Raw genomic sequence first — 20,716 nt, 5'->3', positions numbered from 1 at the left:
AGGCGCTTAAGCATCCGGCGTGCCGCAAAGAAAAGCCCTTCGTTGAGAAGGGCCCAATCGTCACCATGGCATGAACTTTAGTGGATGTTCAGAATATGTGCGTGACTGCTTGCGACGAGAAACGATTCCCGGGCTTTTTCGATGTCGCATCTGCCGGCGATCGCATCGAGACAGTTTCTGCGCGCTTCTTCATATTCCGGCCCATGTTCTTCCGGCCAGCGGTACATCAGCATGTCCAGCGCCACCAGCGGGCTGTAGATTTCCACGGCTACGCACAGCGGCAGATGAATGGCAACGGGCTTCATCCACGAGGCGTGGTGACACGGCTCCGTCCTGTTAATCAGCATGTCATTCCTCCCTGTTTTCAGCGCCTTCATGGCGGTTTTCACTCCCATGCGCGTAATGCCCGCCTCACGAAATGGTTCCCGATCACCTAAAATGTGATCGATTGGGGGGTTCCAATTTTGCAAGATGAATGGAAGATGAACGGAATGATGAACCGGAGATGAACAAAACCGCTACTGGCGCGTTGTAAAGTCCATAAGAAGGAGAACGCACATGTTCAATTTGTCAGGCATTCAGGAAAGCTTCTTCGGAGACCGCATGGCAGGCGTTTGCCAGGCGATCACCTCGGCTCTTGCCTTCGAATCAGGTCTCGAAAAGTCGCGTATTTCCGCAACCGTTGAAAACGATGTGATCTATCTGGAAGGCACGGCTGATTCGGTCGAAGCGATCGATATCGCCATCAATCTTGCCGCTTCCATCTCCAATTGCCGGATTCTGAGCCATATCGAGCCGGTTTACTGAACATTGCACCAAGCCGGGCGAAACATCGTCCGGCATCATTCAGATGCAATAACGCGGCAACGTTATTTCCGGTTGCCGATTTGCCCGCTGCGGACCATATCGCCCGGCTTGATGCCATAGCGTTTTGCGGTGCCGCCATTCAGTTCAAGCACAAATTTAACCGGACCACGGGAGCTGATGATCGCTTCCGAATGCGGAACTGCATTTTCATGAATATGGGTGATACGCCCATCGCGGCCCATGAACAGCATGTCGAGCGGGATGAGCGTGTTGCGCATCCACATGGCCACGTCGCGTTCCTGGCCGAAATCGAACAGCATGCCGCTTTCAAGCGGCATGGCTTTGCGGAACATCAGGCCCTGTTCGCGCTGGGCATTGCTAAGTGCCAACTCCGCCGTGAAATCGTGGTTTTTTCCTGACGTGGTTTCGATCGTCAGCGGCTCGGTCGTGAAAGTCTGTTGCTGGGCCTGAACGGCGCCTGCGAGCGAGAAAAAAAGAAGCGCCATGACGGCGCTCTTCATTATTTTAGGCAACAGGCCGGCCATCAATGCGACATCCCGACTGAAACCGGGTTGTCGGGGTGGATTTCCGCCGCCATCAAACCCTTGTCGCCATCGCCGAAACGCACCAGCACCACCTGGCCAGGGCGCAGTTCCGTCAGGCCGAAACGACGCAGCGTTTCCATATGCACAAAAATGTCTTCCGTTCCTTCGCCACGCGTCAGGAAGCCGAAACCCTTGGTGCGGTTGAACCACTTGACGATGGCGCGCTCCAGTCCGCTTGAGGGTGTGACCTGCACATGGGTGCGCACGGGTGGCAGCTGCGAGGGGTGAACGGCGGTCGATTGATCCATCGACAGGATGCGGAAAGCCTGGAAGCCACGGTCGCGCCGCTGGATGAGGGCGACGATGCGGGTGCCTTCGAGAATGGTCTGGTATCCATCGCGGCGCAGGCAGGAGACGTGCAGCAGCACATCCTGCGTGCCGTTATCAGGCACGATAAAGCCGAAACCCTTGGCGACGTCGAACCATTTCACGACGCCGGTAATTTCGGTCAGGTCCACGGCATCGCCCGAAAGGTCCTCGACATCGACTATCGTCTTCGATGACATCCTATCAGCCATATCCTGCCAACCCCTCGATTACGCGCCATACACCGGTCAACTGATTCCTGTGTACCAGATTAACATCTTGGTAACGGTTCCACGCAAGCCCTAGTTTTTGATTTGCGCAGCTGCTTTTATGTCGCCGTCCTTGTCCGGGGCTTGCGATCATGCGTTTAACGGCTCCGGACCCGTGTATTGGAGAGGAAGAAAATGCGGTATCTGCACACAATGGTTCGTGTCAAAGACCTTGGCGAATCAATGAAATTCTATTGCGACCTCATGGGTCTCGAAGAAATACGCCGAATCGAAAACGAAAAAGGCCGATTCACTCTGGTTTTTCTTGCCGCGCGTGATGACATTGCTGTGGCCAAGGAAAAAAAGGCGCCGAGCCTCGAACTCACCTATAATTGGGATACCGAGGATTACACCGGCGGCCGCAATTTCGGCCATCTGGCTTACGAGGTCGACAATATCTACGACTTCTGCGCCAGGCTGCAGCAGAATGGCGTCGTGATCAACCGGCCGCCGCGTGATGGGCACATGGCCTTCGTTCGTTCGCCTGACGGTATTTCTTTCGAGATTTTGCAGAAGGGCGAAAGCCTCGCACCAGCCGAACCGTGGATATCTATGCAGAATACCGGTTCCTGGTAAGGGATTTTCCCGGCCAATAGCGGCGTTTTCGGGCGCTCTTGCCTTATCCTGACGGGATGAGGCATAGTCCGCGAATCGAAACGGCCCGTCCCGTTTGGGAAAAGCACACGCGCCCGTTCCCGTGCTGCTGTTGGAAATGCAAGATACGGAGGCCACCCATGAAAACTGTCGAGGGCGCGAAAGGACGTGTTTCCTGTCAGCGTCTCGTTATTGCGGTTTCGCTGCTCGGGCTTTCCGGCTGCGTTTCGGCGGTGACGGATGATGAGATGGCCGCCAACACCAATAAGCCGGAAATCGCCGCGCAACAGCGCCCGCAGACGGCCGCAGCGGCCGTCGCCACACCCGCGGCTGGCACCCAGCCGGGGCATTATGTGGACCCCGCCGTTGCATCGGCATCCGGTGGCGCCGTGCCGGCCCAGCCGCAGACACCGGGTGGCCCGGCGCAGGTTTATGGTGCCGCCGCCGATATTGGCGGGCTGACGACGCAGCCAACGGCAATTTCCGCCGGCACATCCAGCATCTATTCCACGGCCCGCGCGGCAACCCCTTCCGTAGCGACAGATGGTTCCGCTGCCGCCGCGCCATCGCAGAAGATCATTCCCGCCGTCAGCAGCGTTTATTCAGCACCGGCGCAGCCGCAACTCCAGCCTCAGCCTGTCTCCGCGCCAGCTCCGGTGCCGGTGGCGGAACAGCATAGCGAAAACCGCGAGCCTGTTCCTACACCCGCGCCGCAGCAGCTTGCAGCCGCCGCCGCTGCGCAACCCGCGGCAAACGTGGTGCCCGCAGGCGAGAAACAGGAAAGCGAAGGCACGGGTGTAACGCTTGCGGCATTTTTCGCCGGCGCCGCCAAAAAACGGCTGCCGAAAATGATCGAGAGCGGCTCGGCCGCGACGACCGAGGTTGCGTCACTGCCCGGCGGGTCGGACCCGACAATGGGCATCGCGCTTTCCGGCCGTTCGATGATGTCTGAGGAATTCGACGATGCGCACCTCGAAGATGAGGATGACCAGCCGACCGGCCTCATGAAGCTGGCGTCGCTTTCCGGGCTGACCCGTGTTTCCCCGAATGGTCTTTTCCTGCAGACGGATCGCGTCGAAGTTGGCTGCTTCAAGCCGGAACTGGTCCGCATGATCAAGGATGTCGAGCGGCATTATAACAGCCCGGCGATCGTCACTTCGGGCTATCGTCCGCCAAAGGGCGTGAGGCAGGGTTCCAAGCATTATACCTGCGATGCCGCCGATATTCAGATCAAGGGCGTCTCCAAATGGGAGCTTGCCACCTATCTGCGTTCCCTGCCTGAACGCGGTGGCGTCGGCACCTATTGCCACACCGAATCAGTTCATATGGACACGGGCGAGCCGAGAGACTGGAACTGGCGCTGCCGTCGCACCGCCGCGCGCAAGTAAAAACCAGCGACTGCCTGTGTTTCGGGTCTGAAACCTCCTGTCGCCGTAAATCCCGGTATTCCGCCTGACGAGATCGCGCCTCTTCGGTGTCCGAATGGACGCTGCACGCGCCTTGCTGTAGGAGACGGTCTCCCGTCTTCATGCGCATGGTGTGTTCTGAATGCTGCCGATTTCCACTTTCCCCATCTACATCATTTCCATTGCACGGGCACGGGCGCGGCTTGAGAAGATGCTGGAGGGCGCTGCCGGCCTTGGGCTGGATCTGCGCCCGGTGGAAGGTGTCGACGGCAAGACTGTTCCACCCGCCGAATGGGCAGATTTTGACCGGCGCGGTTTCGAGCTGCGCAACGGCCGCCATGCGCTCGCCGGTGAATATGGCCGCTATGCCAGCCATATAAAGGCACTGGAGATATTCCTTGCCACCGATGCGCCGGTGGCTGTGATCGTCGAGGACGATGTTGCCTTCACCCCGGAGTTTTCCGAACGAGTCAAGGCAATGGTTGCGGTAATGCCGGAAAACGCCATCGTCAAACTGACCAATCACCGCCGCAGCGGTTTCAAGGGCCGGAAAACCAGCGCTCGGCGATACGCTTGGCCGCTGCATCTACGGTCCGCAGGGATCCTCCGCCTGCTACATCATCTCGCGGGGCGGAGCGCTTTCTCAAAACGGCAAGGGTGATGACGCTGCCTTTCGACCGCGCCCTGGAATGCGGCTGGGGCTATGGCACGAAAGTCTATGTCACTGACAGGGACTTCCTGCCGTTCGGCGACCCGGACACGCTGGTCGGCACCCGGGCAGAATATCGCGGCAGCAAGTTCGCCCGTATTAAACGGATTCCGGCCTATCTCTCGAGCTTCTATGACAATATTGCGCGGTATGTGTATGCGTATCGGTAGGTCGCTGCGATTGATTTGCCGAGGAAAACGCCGAGGCCTGCTCTTGCCCTGATGTCTGCGCCGCCGTTCGCATGCAGTCGAAAACAACGCAAAACTCGCTCGACCAGTTTTGCTGGCGGAGCGAGTTTTTTGTTTGTAATGCCGAGACCTATTTTGACATCATTTCGAGCGGCCACAGCACGATCTGCGGAAAGATGATCAAAAGAACAAGCACCGCAATCTGCGCGACCATGAAGGGCACCACGCCTTTGATAACCCCGGTCATTGGTGCGCGGGCAACACCGCACACAACGTTGAGGACAGTGCCTACCGGCGGCGTCACAAGGCCGATGGCATTATTCATGATGAACAGCACGCCGAAATAAACAGGGTCGATACCCGCCTGCTTGACGATGGGCATCAGCACCGGCGTCAGAATCAGCACTGTCGGGGTGAAGTCCATCGCCGTGCCGACGATCAGCACGATGACCATGAGGATCGCCATCAGGAGGGTCTTGTTATCCATGAAGGGCTGGACCATGTCGGCCAATTGCTGCGGAATATTTGCCGTCGTGATCAGCCAGGCGGAAACACCTGCTGCGGCGACGAGGAACATGACGACGGCAGTCGTCTCCGCCGCGCGATACATGAGGCCGAAGAGATCCGAGAACTTGATCTCGCGATAGACAAAGACGCCGACGAACAGGGAATAGACTGCGGCGATTACCGCTGCCTCCGTTGGGGTGAAAGCGCCGGCTTTCAGGCCACCGATGACGACGACGGGCATGACCAGCGCCCAGAGCGCCTTGCGGGTTTCAGTCAACCGCTCGCCGAAGGTCTTTTTCTGCTCCACCCGCGGATTGTCTCTGCCGATGCTCCAGCGCCAGGCGAGCATGATGGCAACGCCCATCAACAGACCCGGGACGATGCCTGCCAGAAAAAGCTTGGTGATGGAGACACCGCCGGCAACACCAAAGATGATCATGCCGACAGATGGCGGAAGAACCGGCGCGATGATGCCGCCGCAGGAAATGAGGCCGCACGAGCGATTAATGTCATAACCGGCGTTTCGCATCAGCGGAACAAGTACGGCGGCGAGTGCTGCTGCATCGGCAACCGCCGAGCCGGAGAGCGACGCCATGACGACGGCGGCCAGAACCGCCACATAACCCAGCCCACCGCGGATATGGCCAATCCAGGCCATGGCCATGGTGATGATGCGCCGGGTCATGCCGCCGGCGTTCATCAACTCGCCGGCCAGCATGAAAAAGGGCACCGCGAGCAGCGGGAAGCTGTTGGCGCCGTCCCACATGTTCTGGATTATGATCTGCGGATCGGTGATGCCCATGTAGAACATCATCACAAGGCCGCATCCGATCAGCGCGAAAGCAACCGGCATTCCAAGCGCCATCAGGCCGAGGAGAGACGCGATAAATACAAATACGATCATGATCAGCGTCCCTTGTGTTGGTCCGCAGCGCGTGCGGCCTGAAGACCTTCGTCGAGGCCTTCCTCGTGAACGCCGATGAGTTCGTCATCCGAGAGGCGGCCGCTTGCCAGGCGCAGCAGATTTGAAAGGCAGATAAGAGCGATGGCCGCGCCGGTGACGTAACTAACGCCGTAGACCCACAGCATGCTGATCTCCGCCACGGGAGATTCCGTAATTTTCAGGATATCGTGCTGAAGCCAGGTTCCGTAGAAGATGAAGATGGCGCAGACGAGCATCACCACCTGGCTGATGGCCCAGCACACTTTCCTGCCCAGAAGAGGCAGTGCCAGCACGACGATATCCACGCCGAGATGGCTGCGCCTGTGAAGGCCGATGATGCCGCCGAGGAATGTCATCCAGACAAAAGCAAATCTCGGAAGTTCCTCCGAAATATCGATGCCGGTGTTAAAAAACAGCCGCAGGACGACATTCCCGAAGACCATTACCAGCATCGTTGCCATGCAAAGGACGAGGATGATTTCGATGGCCCGGTAAAAACCGTTGACCCCCGCATCCAGAAATGCACGCATTTTTTTCTCCCAAACGAGACGGGCCTCCGCACGCCTGTGCGTCCGCCTCAAATTTCACGCGTCCCGATCAAATCGTAGAAAAGAGCCGGCTCTCGGCCGGCTCTTTCAGATGAAAATCTATTTTCTCTGTTTTGCGATCTCGGCGTAAAATTGATCGACAAATGCCGGACCAATCGTCTCTTTATTCTTGGCAATGACGGGCTCTATGGCGCTTCTGATGGCATCGAGTTCTGCAGCCGGCATTACGGTTGCCGCCATGCCTTCTGCCTCAAGTTTTTTCAGAGCTTCGCCGGCTTCGCGCAATTCTGCCTCACGCTGGAATGTGCGGGTCTTTTCCGCTGCCGCCTGCAAGGCCTTTTGCTGATCCGGCGTCAGCGAATCGAAGAACCGGTTGGAGGCGAGCAGTGCGACCGGCGTGTAGACGTGGTTTGTCACCGTGAGGTATTTCTGCACCTCGTACATCTTGTTGGCATACATATCGACGAACGGGTGTTCATAACCGTCGAGTGCGCCGGTCTCCAGCGCCGTATAAACCTCCGTAAAGGCCATCGGCACGGCGTTCATGCCAAGCGCCTTGAAGCTTGCAAGCGCCATGGGGCTCTGCATCACACGAACCTTCAGGCCCTTCATATCGGCCAGTGCGCCGACAGCATGCTTGCTGTTGGACAGGTTGCGGAAAGCGCCGCCAGACCAGACGAGACCGTGGATTTTCAGGGCGGAGAGATTGTCGAGCAGACGCTGCCCCTCCGGGCCATCCAGCACGGTTGCCGCTTCGGCATCGGTGGCGAAGAGGAAGGGGAAGTCGAAGATCTGCAGTTCCTTCTGGTGCGTCGCAATGGGTGCAAGTGCGCCCATGTAAAGATCGACTGTTCCAGATTGAACGGCCATCAGCATTTTCTCTTCAGAGCCGATTGCGGAGTTGCCGAAAATATCGATCTTCACGCTGCCGCCGGTTGATTTCGCCACTTCCTCGGCGAAATATTTCATCGCTGCCGAACGCGGATGTGTATCGGCAAATCCGTGGCCAAGCTTTGCCACCTTGGCATCCTGCGCCAGGGCAGGGGCCGCCGGCACCAGCGACAGCGCCACGGCCGCGCACATGCCGAAGGCGACCGCGCGACGCGATAAAACGGGCGTGGCTGCCATGCGCACGCACGACATCAATTGGCGCTCTCCTGCACGCAGGATGCGCTTAAACGACAAGAATTCCATGCATTCCTCCCTTTGTTACAGGAACCTGTGACGCCGTTCCCAGGGCGTTTGATAGTTGAAGCGCGCGCTCCCGACGCCGCTTACAACACAGAGATCATGCCGCCATCGGCATAGACGATCTGCCCGTTGACATAGTCCGATGCGGCGGAGGCAAAGTAGATGACGGTGCCCGCCAGCTCTTCGGGCCGGCCCCAACGGCGGGCAGGTGTCCTTGCCTTGACCCAGGCGTCGAATTCCGGATTGGCGAGCAAGACCTCGTTCATGTCCGTGATCATGTAGCCTGGGCCGATCGCATTCGCCTGAATGCCCTTTTCCGCCCACTCGGCCGCCATCGCCTTCGTCAACATCTTGATGCCGCCTTTCGCCACCGTGTAAGGGGCGACAGTTGCGCGCGCGAGTTCGGAGGTTAGCGATCCGACATTGATGATCTTGCCGGAACCGCGCTTTGCCATCCGCCTTGCGGCCTCCCTGCCCACCAGAAAGGCCGAGGTCAGGTTGGTGTCGATCACCCTTCGCCAGTCTTCCGTCGCCAGTTCGAGCATGGGTTTGCGGAACTGGATGCCCGCATTGTTGACGAGGATGTCCACCTCGATGCCGTCGCGATCAAATTGCTCGAAAGCTGCGATGACGGCCGCTTCGTCGGTGACGTCGAACGCAGCGGTCAAAACGTCACGGCGGGTCGCGCTCATCGCTGCAGCTGCATCCTGAAGCCTGACGGCGTCCACACCGTTGAGGATTACTCTCGCGCCGGCATCAGCCAGCCCTTCTGCAAAGGCGCGGCCCAAACCACGGGAAGAACCGGTCACAAGAGCGGTCTTGCCGCTCAGGTCAAACAGCGAAATACTCATGGCGATCTACCTTCAGAGTTCGGATACGCGCACGGTCAGATCCGTGCGCTCGAAGAAGGATGGCTGCAATTCGGTGCCGAGGCCGGGACCTTCCATTGGATAGACAAATCCGCCTTCGATACGCGGAACCTCTGTCACCAGTTCGCGATACCAGCCCTTGTAGAAAGCGCGCACGCTCTCCTGAATGAGCGTGTTTGGCTGCGAGAAGCTCATATGGATCGCAGCTGCGAAACCAACGGGGCCAATGCAATCATGCGGGGCGAACGGACGGTGATAGGTTTCCGCCATGGCGGCGATCTTGCGGCCTTCCGTCAGGCCGCCTGTCCAGCAGAGGTCGGCCATGACGACATGGGCGGCGTTGCGGTCTAGATATTCCTTGTACGCAAAGCGGGTGCCAAGCGTCTCCGACGCGCAGGTCCAGACATCCGTCGATTGCGCATATTCCGCCAGCGCCTGCGACGAGTTCATCCTGATCGGATCTTCGTACCAAGTCGGTTTGAAAGGCTCGAGCGCCCGCGCGATCTGTTTGGCGACGGGCAGGTTCCAGAGTGAGTGGAACTCGACCATGATGTCCATCTTGTCGCCAACGGCCTTGCGGATCAGCTCAAAGGGGCGGATCGCCGTCTTCATCTGTTCCGGGGTTATGAACAGTCCTCGGTTCTCCATAGCCGCAGGATCGAACGGCCAGATTTTCATGGCCGTGATGCCGTTGGAGAGGAGGTCTTCGGCAAGCTCGCCGGCCCGGTTCATGAAGCCGTCAAGATCCTCATAGGGTCCGGTTTCTTCACCGAGGTTCCAGGTGTCTACCGGCTTGATCTTCTTCGTGCGCACATAGCGGCTTCCGGCGCAGGTGTTGTAGATCCGCATCTTGTCGACGCACAGCCCGCCCAGCATCTGGTGCACTGGCTGCCCGCACACCTTGCCGAAGATATCCCACAACGCGATGTCGACTGCAGAGGCCGCCCTGTGTTCTGCGCCCGTCGAGGCGTGCGCCATTGGCAGGTTGAGCATCTCCCGGTGAAGCGCCTCGATGTGAAGCGGATTGCGGCCCACCAGCCGGCTCGCCAATGTGTCGTGAATGTGGGCTTCGACGGCAGCAGCGCCGTAGAAAGTTTCCCCCAGGCCCGTCACGCCTGCATCGGTCTCCACATGGACCCAGAGAACATTCGAGAACTCCTCCGCCCGAAACGTCTTGATCGCCGTAATTTTCATCATTGCTTCCGTCAATTGTCCGGACATTGCCGGGCTGCCCTACGAGGCCTGAAAGCGCAAAGACAAAGGAAATCCGTTGACCGCTCACTGGAGCGAGCGGCCCTATCTACTTTTAGTCTGAGTTGCTAATCTTTCTGCCTGATATTCTGTTATAGGTCTGACAGTTCGGTGTTATGCTGTCAACCGAAATATTCAAAGGATTGTTCCAAAATGGATAAAGCTGTAGGACAGGTTGAGAGTGTTCCCGACGGTCTCGTGGAGCGTGCGGTTGTCGGCATTCGGCAGTATATGCGTGAAAACGAGCTGAGGCCGGGTAGCCTGATGCCCAGTGAAACGTCGATGGCGGCGGAGCTCGACGTGTCGCGGTCCGTCACCCGGGAGGCGTTTCGTGCCCTTGCGGCGCTTGGTATCTTGGAGGTGAGCTCGGGGCGGCGCGCCCGCGTGGCCGCGCCAGATGCTGCGCCGCTCAGCATGATCCTCGACCACACGGTGAGCATGAAACAACTGACTGTTCAGCAGGTCCTGGACGTGCGCCGCACGCTGGAATTGCGCACGGTAAGCCTCGCTTCCCTGCGCAGAACGGATGCGCAGGCGCAGGAACTCCTTCAAATCGTGGAGGACATGTTCGCATCGCTCGATACGCCAGATGTTCTGATGGAACTCGACATCCATTTTCACGAGCTAATTGCCCAGTCCTCAGGAAACTCGCTTTACGGGATCATCGTCGGCTCGTTCCGGGTTATAACGCAGCAGACATGGGACATCGGCTGGCGCAGCCGGGCAACGGTGGAGAACCGCACGGAAAACATCCGCTGCCACCAAAGGATCGCCCAGGCCATCAGCCTCCAGAACATCGATATGGCGGAAGCCGCCATGAGCGAACACTTCGATTCGGCAACCGGCGTTTTGATCAGGGCCGGGGTGACCTGAAAGGATGGGAAAACCGCATTGTGGGACTTTGCCCTTGGGCCAGATAAGTCAGTTCCGCAAGATGACAGGCGGTGACGACCTCTGGCCGTAAAAGTGCGCGTGCGCCGACAAGCGCATGGATATCTACGCGTTATCCGCTTAAGCCATCAGATGCTAAGGTATTGAAATAATGGTGAGAGCGCAGGGATTCGAACCCTGGACCTACTGATTAAAAGTCAGAAGAGTCTATATTTAAAATATTGTTTTTAATTATTTATTTTTAACTTCGTTTTGAGTGTGCGTAAAAATGTGCGTGTGAGAACGTCCTATAAAGACCTTATGCGCGCCCTGTCAATCGCTCACATTTCCGTGATTAGTGTCGGGTGCGGCCGCTTTTGCGCTCTCCGCTTTGCGAGCGCGCCAAGTCTCTACTAGGAAAGTTGCCATAGTTCCCGACAGGTTTACCGCTAACTCCGCATGGCGGGGCTGTGGCTTTGCTTTTTTTGGACCGGGGCTATGGGCGTCCCCAAGCTTGCTTCGCAGAGATCCCAGAAGTTCAACGATCTGCTGGCAGCTACCGAGAAGTTGTTTGAAGGTCTGTTCGGTGTGTTCGTCAGGGGCGAGTTTAAGCACTTTAGCGAGTTTGCGGTAGAGAACAGGAAGGTCGTCTTTGTCTTGATAACTTTCGCCAGCTTCATGCAAAATCCATTTGCACACGTCTTCGAGCAATGTACGCGCTAACGTAATCGCGCCACGCGGGTCATCCGCACGGCGCTCAACAGCCGCTACCCATCGGTCATGGACATCATTTGGATCGAAGGCCTTAAGGGCATTTGAAATGGCATTGTCTGCTGGACTGCTAAGAATGGCTGCTTTGACTTCGTAGACAGGTGAGCCGGATAGTTTTCCCACGACTGCGAGCCGGTACCCGTCATGCTGGAGGTGATTGTTGATGCGGGTGACCAGCGCTAGCTGGGCCCCTGGCTTCTGCACCACGGGATGCGTGACCTCGTGGAGAAATTTGAAAAGTTGCGCCTTGGAACAGGTTAGAAGGCCCATCTTCATCAGGAGATCGGTCTGGCTCCAGTCATCGTTTCGGATGGTATGCTGGTAAACCTCGTCGAGCAGGTTATCACGGCCTGCATAGCTTGGCTGCATCGTCGCCACGGGCCATACCCTTTGCAGCAACTCCACATCCTCTATTTGTGTTGCCAAAGGCGCGCCATCAAACTCTCCTATTAGCCGGCGGCGAGTCAATTCGGTCACAGGTGGAGTTCCGTCTTCATCGATTTTTGCTACAATCTCGGCTAGGTAGTAATCTCCTTTTTCGTCCAACAAATTTTGTGCCATGCGCTTTAAGTCGGGCAGTCCGACGCCAACTAGGCGCTTCTGCGCATATTTGAATTTGCTCTGAAAGGCCTCATCATCAGTTCCGTCGGCCAAGCCGAGACGCGTGCAAATCGCGGGGACTTCGTAGGATTTGAAATCCGAGATCGTCGATGCGAGCTGATGACGGAGGTCTTGGGTAAGGGTAGATGGAAAACTGCTCATGTTGCAATCTTAGATGAAGATTTGCTTTATTTCATCCATTTAGCGTCCTAGTTCTTCGACGGTTTCGAGACTCATTTCGTGGGATAGCGATAGTGTGTTGATGTTATTTTGGTTTTTCTTGTGAACACGCTCGGGTTGCGTTAGTATCAACGGATAATTCGGGTGGAATCCATGAAAGATCGATTTGAAGGCACGACAGGCCAACGCCTCCGTGTGGAAGCTCTGCAAACTCAAAAACTGGTGCAGGGCGATATTTCGTTGGCTAAAGAGCTTTCAAGCTGTGTAGAGCTTATTGAACTTGAGGCTGGCCAGCCCCTTTTCGAACAAGGTGACGGTACCAACGACCTTTATTTTATCATTACGGGGGTTGTAAGCATCGTTGTGAACGGTCGCTCTGTGGCTCATCGTGGTGCAGGAGATCATGTTGGTGAAATGGCTGCTATTCAACCTACCCAAGTGCGGTCGGCCACAGTTATAGCTGTCGAGCCGTCACTGGTGGCTCGTATTACGGAACCTGAGTTTGCCGATATAGCATCGCGCTACCCTCAGCTTTACCGCACTATTGCGCGAGAACTTTCACGCCGGCTGCTTGAGCGGAATAAACTCGTAGGCGGATATCGCGACAAAATCCGAGTTTTCATCATCTCATCCGTTGAAGCCCTTTCGGTAGCTCGAACGCTCCAAGTAGCATTCGAGCATGATCCCTTTGTCTGCACTGTGTGGACGGACGGGGTGTTTCGCGCTACCGGCTACACTATTGAGGCACTCGAAGCGGCGGTCGATAGTTCAGATTTTGCGATTGCTATCGCCCATGCAGATGACATCACCGAGGCGCGTGGCCAACAGTGGCCAGTGCCACGTGACAATGTGATATTTGAGCTCGGTCTGTTCATGGGGCGCCTTGGTCGTGCACGCTCAATTTTAATGGAGCCACGAGAGGAAAAGGTAAAACTTCCTAGTGACATGGCAGGCCTCACCACTATTCCATACCGCTTCGAAAAAGGCGGCGATGCGGCGGCGATGCTTGCCCCGGCAGCGAACAGGCTTCGCGAGCACATTAATAGCCTCGGTCCAAATAACGGGTGATCAATGGCTCTCGCGGATGATCTAAAGGCGCAGGTTTCCAAAATATTTAGGGAGGCATGGGCAGATCGAGCAGGCATGGTTGTGCCCGATCCCGCCGATCTCAAACTATCAAACGATGCCGTAACACTTGAACGTGCGACGATCCTCTATGCGGACCTGTCAGGTTCGACCAATCTTGTAAATGAGAGCAGTTGGCAGTTTGCAGCAGAGATTTACAAAGCTTATCTTTATTGTGCTGCTAAGCTCGTACGTGATGCAGGCGGGGTGATAACATCTTATGACGGCGACCGGATTATGGGAGTGTTCATTGGTGACAGACAGTCGACCAACGCAGTCCGCTGCGGCCTCAAGATAAATTACGCGGTACAACAAATCATAAATCCCGCTCTGGCGAACCAGTACAATACGGCTTATTCGGTTAAACAGGTTGTTGGTATCGACACAACGATTATTCGTGCGGCCAGAACGGGAGTGCGCGGTGATAATGACATTGTCTGGGTCGGGCGTGCCGCCAACTATGCCGCAAAACTAACAGATTTAAAGCTCGCAGAGCGTACCTGGGTGACCAAGGCCGTTTATGACATGATGCATCAAGAGGTGAAAGTCACCAACGGAAACAATATGTGGAAGCAATACAGTTGGACCCAGCAGAATAATGAACCCATCTACGGCTCAACATGGTGGTGGGTCATATAATTGCAGCAGGAGGTTATTACATGACGCAGCATGAGGGAGACTTAGTCGTCACGGATACGTGGATAGCCAAGGGCCAGGTAACAGGCACAACATACGTGCGGTCGGGTGGTAATCTTACTGTGCATGGCCAGCTTGCAGGTGGTCTCATTATTGAGGAAGGAGGCGAAGCGACTATTCACGGGCAAGTTGCTCGAAACGTCATAAACCATGGCCGTCTTACCCTTTTGGGCCAAGTGGCAGGCCGTGTAATTGGAAATTTTCCCATTAATTCGATCACCGCTAATCAGATCGTAGGCCTTGATCTGGAAGTGCCTTTCCGGGGTGTAACGCACTCTTCCCCTTAATTTTGTGCAGGGCGATGACCGGAGGAGCTTTTATGTCACTGGTGGGCTGCGGCGTTCAATGCAAACTCGAATCTTTGCCATTGCCTCATCGAGTGCAACAGCTTTCTCGGGGAATGCTTTGTGGGCATCGTAAGCAGGTACCACTTGCTCGCACAGCCATTTTTCAATGGCAGGATCAGTTGGTGGCGTTTTCGGCTCGACTGTTTCCGCGGGGTCAGCTAACGACAGATTGTGGGGGTCTTGTGTTCGGCTCATGAAGTTGGCTTTCGATTTGAGCTAAGTTTACCGTAAATGGTACATTCCGAAAGTATTCAGTTAGACTTAGCGTGAGCAACGCTCAGGGGGGCAGCGCTGAGCGCTGGCTGAAAATATGAGGCCCTTTTGATAGGGCCTTTTCGATTAGTAAACGTTGCAAATCCTACGGGTCGGCTAATATTCTTCTGCAAGCATGATCGTAAGTACCCGCTTGGTGATAGCGGGATTAGCCGGGTCTTCTGAACCGTATTGCATAGTCCGGTCGTAATAGTCGATTTTCCAGAAGACCTTATGCCCCTCGATGGTCACCGCGCCGAAGTCATGCTCGCCGTGGGGATCATTATCAGGTGTGAAGGCGTCAAATCTCTGCACGGACTCAGCGATGCCTGATTGGATCGCGTTAGGCAGGTTTTTGATACCCGAGGTCATCAGCACCGTACCCGTGAGCCAGGTTGAACGAAATATGTCATTCAGTTCGCGGATGCGGTCGGTCTGCGTGGTTGTCATTTTTTTGTCCCTTGTCTTTGTTTCCTTAGTCGGACAGGGAAACAGGCCCCGTCCTGCTTCCCGGGGCCGCGTGAGCGGTGGGGTTGGAAGGGGACAACAGGGATTCGCGGGGAACCGGCTGCACGCAATGCAGCGCAGCGCAATGAAGGAAGCTGGGCGGAAGACCTGTTTGGGGGAGAGAAGGGGCGAAGCACCTCGGACCCCATGAAGCGCTACCGGTTTTATCACTCAACAAATAAGTGCATGAAAGTAGAGGAAGTACTCCCTTCGTATTGACAATTAAGGAATATGAGTTCCGTATAATGCACGTTATGGTGGATTAAAGGAATAGAGTAGCGCAGCATGGCTAAGACTAGGTCATTTTCAATTTATCTCCTTAAAGAGGGGTATGATGCGAGTAACTCTTTACGAGAAGATCATTCCCTCGATGATGACATCAGTGCGGATGGATTGCCTCCAAGTGCAACTCTATTCGTCTTAGATAACGAACCTCATCCAACATGGTGGAAGTCTTATTTTGGTATTCAGAAAAACCTCACACAGGTGACGAAGGGAGCTTTGGTATTCCTGCCAGTTGATGATCGCTGTTTTGCGCTGTCTTTCGGGCACGTCTCTCACAACTTGATAGATTCTAGTTATGAGTATGATTTCGGCCTTCGAGTTACGCTAAACTGTCTCGACCCTCATAAGCTCAAGAGTACGGATACTCTTGAACCCGGTGCAGCAAAACGCCAACGCACACAGCTTCCCATTGAGTCGGAGCTGATGCTTTTCGATTTCGATCGAGATAGCTCAATCCTGCGCAGCTTGACCGGCAAAGTCCGTGATGAGCAGCGTGAATTGTTCCGGCATGCCACCGGCGGCAGCAACCTGCGTATTAGCACAGATATCGGGGCTGGCGATTTGGCCGCTCTGTGTGAAACTCTTCTGATCCTGTACCAGAGCGATGATTACAGGGCATCCTTTCCCGAAATCCAAAACATTGTGCCAGTGCGTGATCCGTCCCAAATTTCGGCCTTAAACGCGCAGTTGCTAGAAGCGGTCCAGACGCAGAACGCGGATCTGAATATCACGGTACCGGAAATTATCAATTACAGCGATAATCTATATGCCACCTTTGCCGGAGCTGGGCGGAGTTTAGTCTATGATGACGTGTATATCGGACGATATTATGAATACCTCGAGGAACATGAGATCGATTTTAGCAATATAACGGTTGATGATCTACGCCGACATGCATTGGTCCTGACTGATGAAGATGGCAACAGTCGAGATCGATACAGCATTTTCAAAAGCCTCGTGTTTGACACAACATTAGAAAGCGCTCTTGGCGAAACGTTCCATCTTTGCGAAGGCAATTGGTATCGCATTGATGATGCCTATATTACCCGACTAAGTGCCTATCTCGATCCGCTTTGCAAAGACAGTGACCTTCCGGCTTACTCGCACTCGAGCGAAGGGGCTTATAATGACGCGGTCGCCGAAGAGGACTTGACCGTTGCTTGTCTTGATAAAAAGAACATAAGCCCGGATGGGCAAACTGCGGTTGAGCCGTGCGACCTTCTGGCAGTTCGAGACGGTGTTGCCAGTTTCTACCATGTAAAAATTTCGACTCTCTCGGTTCAGTTAAGTCACTTATTTAATCAGGGAGTCAACGCAATCGAGCTAATGCGCTTGGAGGCGGACGCCGTGGACAAGTTAGAGACGCTCATACGGGACATCCTTGAAGACGGTGCTGCTAACGAGCTTGTTGAGCTGGTCCGTGACCGGAAGTACTGCGTCGTATTCGGTATCGTGACTCGGAAAGACCCAGAAGGACGATCCCTGAACCTTCCGTTGTTCTCCCGAATCAGCTTAATGCGCGGGATGAAAGCCCTGCAGCTTATGGATGTTCCGGGTCACGTGATGTTCATCAAAGATGAAGTCGTGGGAACCGAGGGCCGCAAAAAGAAGAGAAAGAAGGCGAATGATACTATCGAGGCCGGTTCAGCCGTAGAAGCAGCGGAATAATCTTTTACTTTGGTCACGGCCAGAGAGTTGGGGGCGTGGCCAGCTGCCAATCTATTCAGACTTCCAGACCAATTCGCCGTCACCTTCCAAATGCATCAGATGGCCCGGTTCGCTTGCAAACCAAGCAAAGCTGCCCCACGCCAAGCTATCGACAGTCTTTTTGAACTCGGCGCGGCTGCGATCCATATAGGCAGTCACGAATGCAATGTGATTGCTGGGAAAACCGGCGGCGCTCGTAAGTTCAAGAAGAGCACGCTTCCGTTGTTCAGAGACCGGGCCATCGGATGAGACAACCTCAACGAACACCAACCGAGGATGTTCAGGGGCCAGATCGGCTAAGATGACGTCTGGGAGATTCTTGTCGGCCAAAATGTTCAGGCCGATTTGCCTCGCCAATTCGTCATGACGCGCCACGACCTTATCCCGGCTTTCGCTCAAGAAGATGACCGCTGGTTCACGCAAAAAGCGTGAAGCAAAGACCTCAATAACAGCTTTGGAAAGCTCCGAACTCGGTCCTGGTGCCATACGCTGAGTTTCACCGCTCGGGAATGTGACCAGTATGCGGTCACCACCGGCTGATGCTCCCTTACGCATAACGGCGATGCGCATCCGCGCTCCAGCGGTAAGATGCTTGCCTTGCCACGCCGTGATAGCCTCAATTAATGCATCGCCAACTAGTTCTGGCGCAAACAACTGTGCAAATTCTGTTTGAAGAGCGTAGCGCCCTGCGGGCGATGTCGTGGCGAGACCTGGCTTTTCAACGATGGCACCGTTGGCAACAAGCGCATTACGAATTGTGTCATCCCGAATGGATTCGCGAGTGTTGACCGCATACCAAGATCCAGGGATGTCCACTTTGGAAGGAGTAATGGAGAGTTTCGCCCACGCATTACGATCCTGTTCAGTCGAAAGAACGGATTGGGCGTCGGTCATCCGTCGCACTTGGTCCGGACGAAGCCAGCGGTCTCGACCTTCAACCGCATCGACGTAAATCATGACAAAAACTGTCTTAGCGGCGATATCCCACGTCGAGTAATTTCTCTGGGGCGTTCCTTCTGGGAAAATTTCGCGAAGTCTCAGTTGGACATCTTGCCAAGGTAGAATGCCGATCATGCCTGCTGTTGTCCGTACAATTTAGTGAGTTCTTTCTCGATAAGCGCTGCCGATGCGTTTCGGGCAACGAGTTTTTCCAACGCTTGCATGTCCGAAGCGGAGGGAAGGGGGAGTGCTTCAAGTTCAAAAGCCGATACCGCCACGCTCCCGCTGATACAACGGAACGCACGGTCCACGATGTTTGAGTTCATAATCGCGGCGACCACTGCCGGCGACACCTTCGGTTTGGCGGTAATCGGTTTGATCATGTTCAGATGGTTCTCTACCAAGACAGCTCCGTGCACTCGGATAAAGCGTTCTGGCAATTCCGCTGCGATTAAACGTCGGGCTTGTTCTTTGGCGGTTGTTCGCTGGAGGAGAACGCAGCTCTGGGTAACTTTCATCCAGCCATCAATTTCTTCGGCCTTAAAGAAAGGTAGGTGATTTCGCTTCTCTGAGCTGAACCTGAACTGACCATCGGCACTAACGGCTTCTGACCAAATCACAGGGAAAGTGTTCTTTGAGGCTTTCGCCCGGAACTGTGGCTTGAAGCGGTTCCAGACCAATTGTCCTGTTGAGACTTTGTACCCCCAGTCTGAGAGGCGTGACGGCAAAAGGCTCAAACTATCAATCAGGTGCGCATCGTCGGGGTGCCGTGGGGCGAGCCACGGAGCAGAGGCTTTCTCAGGGAGGGTAAAGCTGCCAACTTGGGTAACTTCCGCGCTGCCATTAACCGATAGAAAGTGAACGCTAGGTTCCTTGATGTCACCATGTTTTTGGTAGGTCGAGAGCATTGTCTCCTGCAAGACATCGTCAAAGACGCCTTTCCGAGCCGTTACAAAATCCATCGCAACGGGCGGGGCCTCGTCTTTGATGAGTTGGCGCAAGGACTTAAAATATTCGCCTGCTAAGAAGCTTGTCGGCGTCACATAGGCGATAACACCCTTTGGTCTAGTCCATCTCAGGGCCAAATCCGTGAACAGGCCGTAGAGGTTTGCGTGGCCGTAGAGGCTTCGCTGGTAGACAATCCGTAATTCGGGGTCGAGTTTCAGGCGGCCATAAGGGGGGTTGCCGATAACAAGATCAAAGCTCTCAGTCGGCTGCTGTTGTAAACTGTCGCATACCGTCACAACTTTGGGGAATGGAAGCCCAGAATTTGCTCTTTCTGCGGAGAAACTGATTTCTAACCAGACTTGCGTAAGCCAGGCAGCAAAGGGGTCAATCTCAAAGCCCTTTAGATGAGACCCAAGATGCTCCAGGAGAGAAGCATGGTCCAATTCGGGTAACGCCTTCCGCATGCGGAGAGCGACAGGTAGCAAAAAAGCGCCACCACCACATGCTGGGTCGAGCACCTTGGCAGTTGTCCAATCAGTACCTGCGTCTACTGCCAAATCCAGCAACCGCTCGGTCAATGCAGGTGGGGTATAATAGGCACCCCAAGCGCTGCGCACATCTTGGGGCAGCATGGCGGTGTAACATGCGCTCAGTTCGTAACATGCTTCTTCCGTCGTGAACGCGGCGGCAGAGCGTCCGAGAGTGCGAGCCAGATCAGCCGCAGAGGTGTCTAATATATAAGTAAGCGGATTGGAGAGGGGGGTGATATCCCTAACGGCCGCGCCGCTGCTACGAGCTTCCGTAATATAGGCGTCGATTGACTCGCTAATAAATGCCCAAATGGCCGGTTGCCGACGATCTTCGAGGATCTGCTGGCTCCAAGCACGCGCCATCACCCGCCCAGTCTGCAAACTGGTTGCGGCATCTCGAACAGCCGACCGCCGTGAGCTTTTGTGTAATTTATCCGTTAGAAGGCGGCTCGATGAGGGCATTGCAGGGATAAGCTTTCCTGTTTTGTTCACGCTACAGCTACCATGGCCAACTGACAATGAGATATGCGTTAACGCTTCGCAATTTTGTCAGTCCTGCCTCGATTCGTAAACAAACCTGTCCCTCAAATACAAATTTAATGCCGGGACAGTGTGACGGCACATTCGCGCGTTTGAATGCGCATACTCATAGGAAGGAAAGGCCGTTTGTGTTTCGGCGTGGAATATTGACCCCTCTGACGGGGTGATCGGCGTCCAATTTTGACCCCCCACCTGTTTCGTCTGACCATCCGTCTTTTGCTGGCGG

Annotated in this window: 21 protein-coding genes; 9 read left to right on the top strand and 12 right to left on the bottom strand. The window is 55.3% G+C overall.

The window, feature by feature from the left end:
• Positions 1 to 77: 77 nt before the first annotated feature.
• Positions 78 to 347, bottom strand: coding sequence for a DUF982 domain-containing protein (locus PL640_RS21755; RefSeq protein ID WP_035224285.1), 270 nt, complete (start codon positions 345 to 347; stop codon positions 78 to 80).
• Positions 348 to 558: 211 nt separating this feature from the next.
• Between PL640_RS21755 and PL640_RS21750 the strand changes: the two genes are divergently transcribed.
• Positions 559 to 807 carry a BON domain-containing protein gene (locus tag PL640_RS21750; protein ID WP_003522642.1) on the top strand — a complete coding sequence of 83 codons (249 nt, stop codon included), beginning with the start codon at positions 559 to 561 and terminating at the stop codon, positions 805 to 807.
• Between the two features lie 62 nt (positions 808 to 869).
• On the opposite strand, the gene PL640_RS21745 is transcribed toward PL640_RS21750, so the two are convergent.
• Both PL640_RS21745 and PL640_RS21740 read right to left on the bottom strand, forming a co-directional pair.
• Complete coding sequence (locus PL640_RS21745) at positions 870 to 1,313, bottom strand: DUF192 domain-containing protein (RefSeq protein ID WP_271363512.1); 444 nt, start codon at positions 1,311 to 1,313, stop codon at positions 870 to 872.
• Between the two features lie 38 nt (positions 1,314 to 1,351).
• On the bottom strand, positions 1,352 to 1,930 hold the full coding sequence (locus PL640_RS21740) for a cold-shock protein (protein ID WP_046798259.1): 579 nt from the start codon (positions 1,928 to 1,930) through the stop codon (positions 1,352 to 1,354).
• Positions 1,931 to 2,122: 192 nt separating this feature from the next.
• Here PL640_RS21740 and PL640_RS21735 point away from each other — a divergent pair, with 192 nt between their 5' ends.
• The 4 genes from PL640_RS21735 (at position 2,123) to PL640_RS21720 (ending at position 4,866) form a co-directional block, all read left to right on the top strand.
• Complete coding sequence (locus PL640_RS21735; RefSeq protein ID WP_142840089.1) at positions 2,123 to 2,563, top strand: VOC family protein; 441 nt, start codon at positions 2,123 to 2,125, stop codon at positions 2,561 to 2,563.
• A 158-nt stretch (positions 2,564 to 2,721) separates the two neighbouring features.
• A complete protein-coding gene (locus PL640_RS21730) occupies positions 2,722 to 3,969 on the top strand; it encodes a YcbK family protein (RefSeq protein WP_271363511.1) in 1,248 nt (415 codons plus the stop codon).
• Positions 3,970 to 4,129: 160 nt separating this feature from the next.
• On the top strand, positions 4,130 to 4,648 hold the full coding sequence (locus PL640_RS21725) for a glycosyltransferase family 25 protein (RefSeq protein ID WP_271363510.1): 519 nt from the start codon (positions 4,130 to 4,132) through the stop codon (positions 4,646 to 4,648).
• The gene (locus PL640_RS21720; RefSeq protein WP_271363509.1) at positions 4,648 to 4,866 is read left to right on the top strand and encodes a hypothetical protein; all 219 of its coding nucleotides are present in this window, start codon (positions 4,648 to 4,650) and stop codon (positions 4,864 to 4,866) included. The genes PL640_RS21725 and PL640_RS21720 overlap by 1 nt, the downstream gene beginning before the upstream one ends.
• 148 nt (positions 4,867 to 5,014) lie before the next feature.
• Here the strand turns inward: PL640_RS21720 and PL640_RS21715 are convergent, their stop codons facing one another.
• The 5 genes from PL640_RS21715 to PL640_RS21695 all read right to left on the bottom strand — a co-directional run bounded on the left by PL640_RS21715 (position 5,015) and on the right by PL640_RS21695 (position 10,136).
• Positions 5,015 to 6,295, bottom strand: coding sequence for a TRAP transporter large permease (locus PL640_RS21715; RefSeq protein ID WP_271363508.1), 1,281 nt, complete (start codon positions 6,293 to 6,295; stop codon positions 5,015 to 5,017).
• 2 nt (positions 6,296 to 6,297) lie between these two features.
• Positions 6,298 to 6,864, bottom strand: coding sequence for a TRAP transporter small permease (locus PL640_RS21710; protein ID WP_271363507.1), 567 nt, complete (start codon positions 6,862 to 6,864; stop codon positions 6,298 to 6,300).
• A 117-nt stretch (positions 6,865 to 6,981) separates the two neighbouring features.
• Positions 6,982 to 8,076 carry a DctP family TRAP transporter solute-binding subunit gene (locus PL640_RS21705; protein ID WP_271363506.1) on the bottom strand — a complete coding sequence of 365 codons (1,095 nt, stop codon included), beginning with the start codon at positions 8,074 to 8,076 and terminating at the stop codon, positions 6,982 to 6,984.
• 80 nt (positions 8,077 to 8,156) lie between these two features.
• A complete protein-coding gene (locus PL640_RS21700) occupies positions 8,157 to 8,924 on the bottom strand; it encodes an SDR family oxidoreductase (RefSeq protein WP_271363505.1) in 768 nt (255 codons plus the stop codon).
• Positions 8,925 to 8,936: 12 nt separating this feature from the next.
• A complete protein-coding gene (locus PL640_RS21695; protein ID WP_271363504.1) occupies positions 8,937 to 10,136 on the bottom strand; it encodes a mandelate racemase/muconate lactonizing enzyme family protein in 1,200 nt (399 codons plus the stop codon).
• Between the two features lie 210 nt (positions 10,137 to 10,346).
• Here PL640_RS21695 and PL640_RS21690 point away from each other — a divergent pair, with 210 nt between their 5' ends.
• Complete coding sequence (locus PL640_RS21690; RefSeq protein WP_271363503.1) at positions 10,347 to 11,066, top strand: FadR/GntR family transcriptional regulator; 720 nt, start codon at positions 10,347 to 10,349, stop codon at positions 11,064 to 11,066.
• A 330-nt stretch (positions 11,067 to 11,396) separates the two neighbouring features.
• Here PL640_RS21690 and PL640_RS21685 read toward each other — a convergent pair whose 3' ends face one another.
• The gene (locus PL640_RS21685; protein WP_271363502.1) at positions 11,397 to 12,596 is read right to left on the bottom strand and encodes an abortive infection family protein; all 1,200 of its coding nucleotides are present in this window, start codon (positions 12,594 to 12,596) and stop codon (positions 11,397 to 11,399) included.
• 171 nt (positions 12,597 to 12,767) lie between these two features.
• Here PL640_RS21685 and PL640_RS21680 point away from each other — a divergent pair, with 171 nt between their 5' ends.
• Together PL640_RS21680 and PL640_RS21675 are read left to right on the top strand one after the other, a co-directional pair.
• Positions 12,768 to 13,682: a TIR domain-containing protein gene (locus PL640_RS21680; RefSeq protein WP_271363501.1), complete on the top strand. Its 915-nt coding sequence runs from the start codon at positions 12,768 to 12,770 to the stop codon at positions 13,680 to 13,682.
• Positions 13,683 to 13,685: 3 nt separating this feature from the next.
• Positions 13,686 to 14,378, top strand: a complete 693-nt coding sequence (locus PL640_RS21675; protein WP_271363500.1) for an adenylate/guanylate cyclase domain-containing protein — start codon at positions 13,686 to 13,688, stop codon at positions 14,376 to 14,378.
• A 773-nt stretch (positions 14,379 to 15,151) separates the two neighbouring features.
• Here PL640_RS21675 and PL640_RS21670 read toward each other — a convergent pair.
• Complete coding sequence (locus PL640_RS21670) at positions 15,152 to 15,484, bottom strand: DUF3768 domain-containing protein (protein ID WP_271363499.1); 333 nt, start codon at positions 15,482 to 15,484, stop codon at positions 15,152 to 15,154.
• A 342-nt stretch (positions 15,485 to 15,826) separates the two neighbouring features.
• Here PL640_RS21670 and PL640_RS21665 point away from each other — a divergent pair, with 342 nt between their 5' ends.
• Positions 15,827 to 17,494 (top strand): DUF6119 family protein, encoded by a 1,668-nt coding sequence (locus PL640_RS21665; RefSeq protein WP_271363498.1) that lies wholly within the window; start codon positions 15,827 to 15,829, stop codon positions 17,492 to 17,494.
• Between the two features lie 51 nt (positions 17,495 to 17,545).
• Here the strand turns inward: PL640_RS21665 and PL640_RS21660 are convergent, their stop codons facing one another.
• Complete coding sequence (locus PL640_RS21660) at positions 17,546 to 18,607, bottom strand: BsuBI/PstI family type II restriction endonuclease (protein ID WP_271363497.1); 1,062 nt, start codon at positions 18,605 to 18,607, stop codon at positions 17,546 to 17,548.
• The gene (locus PL640_RS21655) at positions 18,604 to 20,442 is read right to left on the bottom strand and encodes an HsdM family class I SAM-dependent methyltransferase (RefSeq protein ID WP_271363496.1); all 1,839 of its coding nucleotides are present in this window, start codon (positions 20,440 to 20,442) and stop codon (positions 18,604 to 18,606) included. Before PL640_RS21655 ends, PL640_RS21660 begins: the two co-directional genes overlap by 4 nt.
• Positions 20,443 to 20,716 lie beyond the last annotated feature (274 nt).

The sequence above is a fragment of the Agrobacterium sp. ST15.16.024 genome (assembly GCF_027956545.1).
Classification (GTDB): domain Bacteria; phylum Pseudomonadota; class Alphaproteobacteria; order Rhizobiales; family Rhizobiaceae; genus Agrobacterium; species Agrobacterium cucumeris.
This window is presented reverse-complemented; position numbering and strand designations above follow the sequence as displayed.